Here is a 659-nt window from a genome sequence, read left to right on the forward strand (position 1 = left end):
GCATCAGATGTCTTCAATGTTGCTATATCAGCAGTGTTTGTAGCAATAGAAGTAGTGTGTCCAGATACTGTAGGTTGTAAGGCAGCAATGTTTGTAGTATTAGTTCCTACATTAGTGTTTGTAGAAACAAATTTAGCATCAACTTCAGTCTTGTTGTAAATATCTGATGTAGAAATGATTCTTGGGTTTTCAACTTTCAGGAAACCATTGTCAGCATATGCTTTTGCCTGTGATAGCATAGAAGCATCTTGTGCATCAACATAAGTCAAATCAGCCTTGTCATCAATCTGAGCTTGCATTTGTCCAAGTTTAACGGTAGTTTCATCCTTAACTTGTGAAATCAATCAACCGGTAGCTGTATAGATTGCAGTGTCAAATACACCTGTAGAAGCAACTATTACAAGAATAGCATCATTTAGGTTTGGTTTAACATCAACTGATTCAACCGGATTGGCAGTCAGTCTTACGTCATTTCCGTTCAAGTCCTGCACTATGATACCAATTGTGTTGTACGCATTGTTCAAATCAGCAGATGATGGCAGCAAATCAGTTTCTGATTGCAGTGTTCATTTAGTGTTTTCTGGAGCATTGGCAAAGTATTTTGCAACATTGACAACTTCAGCATATGTTGGAATAACAGTCTTTTGCCCATCCACATA

1 protein-coding gene is annotated in these 659 nt (G+C 37.6%); it reads right to left on the reverse strand.

Features of this window, described 5'->3' with window-relative positions; translation table 11 throughout:
- The coding region (locus QYM41_RS17635) for a hypothetical protein (RefSeq protein WP_368801072.1) at positions 1–299 on the reverse strand (299 nt) is incomplete at its 3' end.
- Positions 300–659 lie beyond the last annotated feature (360 nt).

The organism is Kocuria oxytropis (assembly GCF_040981195.1).
Lineage (GTDB): Bacteria > Actinomycetota > Actinomycetes > Actinomycetales > Micrococcaceae > Kocuria > Kocuria oxytropis.